The sequence below is a fragment of the Desulfovibrio sp. 1214_IL3152 genome (assembly GCF_036763055.1).
GTDB lineage: Bacteria > Desulfobacterota > Desulfovibrionia > Desulfovibrionales > Desulfovibrionaceae > Desulfovibrio.
Genome location: NZ_JBAIYW010000555.1, coordinates 1 through 1788 on the forward strand (window position 1 = coordinate 1; position 1788 = coordinate 1788).

Annotated in this window: 3 protein-coding genes; 1 reads left to right on the top strand and 2 read right to left on the bottom strand. The window is 59.7% G+C overall.

Features of this window, described 5'->3' with window-relative positions; genetic code table 11:
* Positions 1-197: hypothetical protein (locus tag V6C07_RS11700; protein ID WP_333536654.1), on the bottom strand; the 197-nt coding region annotated here is incomplete at its 3' end.
* A 127-nt stretch (positions 198-324) separates the two neighbouring features.
* Positions 325-1017 (bottom strand): aspartate/glutamate racemase family protein, encoded by a 693-nt coding sequence (locus tag V6C07_RS11705; RefSeq protein ID WP_333536655.1) that lies wholly within the window; start codon positions 1015-1017, stop codon positions 325-327.
* Positions 1018-1096: 79 nt separating this feature from the next.
* Between V6C07_RS11705 and V6C07_RS11710 the strand changes: the two genes are divergently transcribed.
* Positions 1097-1788: 6-phosphofructo-2-kinase domain-containing protein (locus V6C07_RS11710; protein WP_333536656.1), on the top strand; the 692-nt coding region annotated here is incomplete at its 3' end.

A 1788-nucleotide genomic window follows, 5' to 3' on the forward strand; every position in this document is an offset into this window, starting at 1 on the left:
AAAAAACGCGCGCCCCACAACCCGCTGCACACAACGCGCTGCGCGGACTGTTCAGACCGCGAACGCACAGGGCAATTGAAAATCTGAGGGCTGCCCCGACCAAGGGCAGAGGCGGCACCAAAGGGGCAAAGCGCCTGACAGGCCAAGACTGCCCCCGGCTGGTCCAGACCAAGCCCGACTGATCTGATTGACCCCATTATCTTCCTTCGGCCCTCCGCCGCGCAGGAGGCCCATGCGCTGACAGGAGGCGCATTTCAGGCGCCAAGCCAAGCACAGCCGAACCACATGTCTTTACGAACATTTCTTCGCAAAACCAGATTGCTTTCAGCGGTCGAGGGCCATTTCCACAGCAGCCGTGGCGTGCACCAGAGTAGTATCCAGCAAGGGAACATCCGTATGTTCCGGTCGCACCAGCAGGCCGATTTCTGTGCAGCCAAGCACAACCCCTTGTGCGCCCCTGGCCTGAAGCGCCCCGATAACCTTCAAAAACATGCGGCGCGAATCGTCTTCAATGCGTCCCAGACACAGCTCCTGAAAAATCACCTCATTGATCATGTTCCGCTCCCGCGCTTCTGGCACAAGAACTTCCAGCCCCCGCTGCCGCAGCACGCCGCTGTAAAAATCCTCTTCCATCGTGTAGCGCGTGCCAAGCAAGGCAACCCTGGTCATGCCCCGGCGCCGCAGTTCATCCGCCGTGGCCTCCGCCAGGTGCAGCAGGGGAATCCGCACGGCGGACGCCACCTGAAGAGCCACCTTGTGCATGGTATTGGTGCAGATCAGAAAAAAATCAGCCCCGCCTTGCTCAAGCCGTCGTGCTCCCTCAGCCAGAGCGGCCGCCGCATCGTCCCAGCGGCCTTCAGCCTGGCACACCTCAATTTCGGCAAAATCCACGCTGAACAGCAGACATTTTGCCGAATGCAGACCGCCAAGACGCTGCCTGACCACGCGGTTGATGATCTGATAGTATGAAACCGTGCTTTCCCAGCTCATGCCGCCCAGAAGACCGATAACTTTCATGCACTGCTCCCTGCCCGGGCCTTGGCGCACCCGCTTTTATTTTATGGTCGCTTGCCGTATTCTCCATAACGGAGGGCGTATGCAGAAACTTTACGTAGCCATGGTCGGCCTGCCCGCCAGGGGAAAATCCACCTTGGCGAAGCGCATTCGCGACGGCCTGCTGGCCGAGGGCATTCAGGCCAGGCTGTTCAATAACGGCGACATGCGCCGCGCGCTTATGGGCGCGGAATCCACCGATCCGGACTTCTACAATCCCGCCAATGAAACAGGCCGTGAAGCGCGCGAGATGATCTGCCGCAAGAATATGGAGCTTGCCCGTGCATGGCTGGCCGCCGAAGGCGAGGTAGCCATTCTGGACGCCACCAACGTCAGCCGCGCGCGGCGGATTCTTATTGAAAAAACGCTTACCGACCACCCCGTGCTGTTTGTGGAATGCGTCAACGAAGACCAACTGCTGCTCAAGGCCTGCATACGCCGCAAGACGACCCTGCCGGAATACGCCGCCTACAGTGAAGACGAGGCCCTGCAAAGCTTCATGAAGCGCATAAGCTACTATGAAGCCATTTATGAGCCATTGGAAGAAGAAAAATTCTGGCTCTGCGTTGATTCCACGGCCAACCGCATCCTGGGCGAGCGCCCCTGCGAAGGCTCACCCTACTATCCCGCCATACGCGAAATCGTGGTCAGCGCCTGGGTTCACTGCCTCTACCTTGCGCGGCACGGCCAGACAGAGTTCAACGTACGCGGCCGCATCGGCGGCGACCCGCCCCT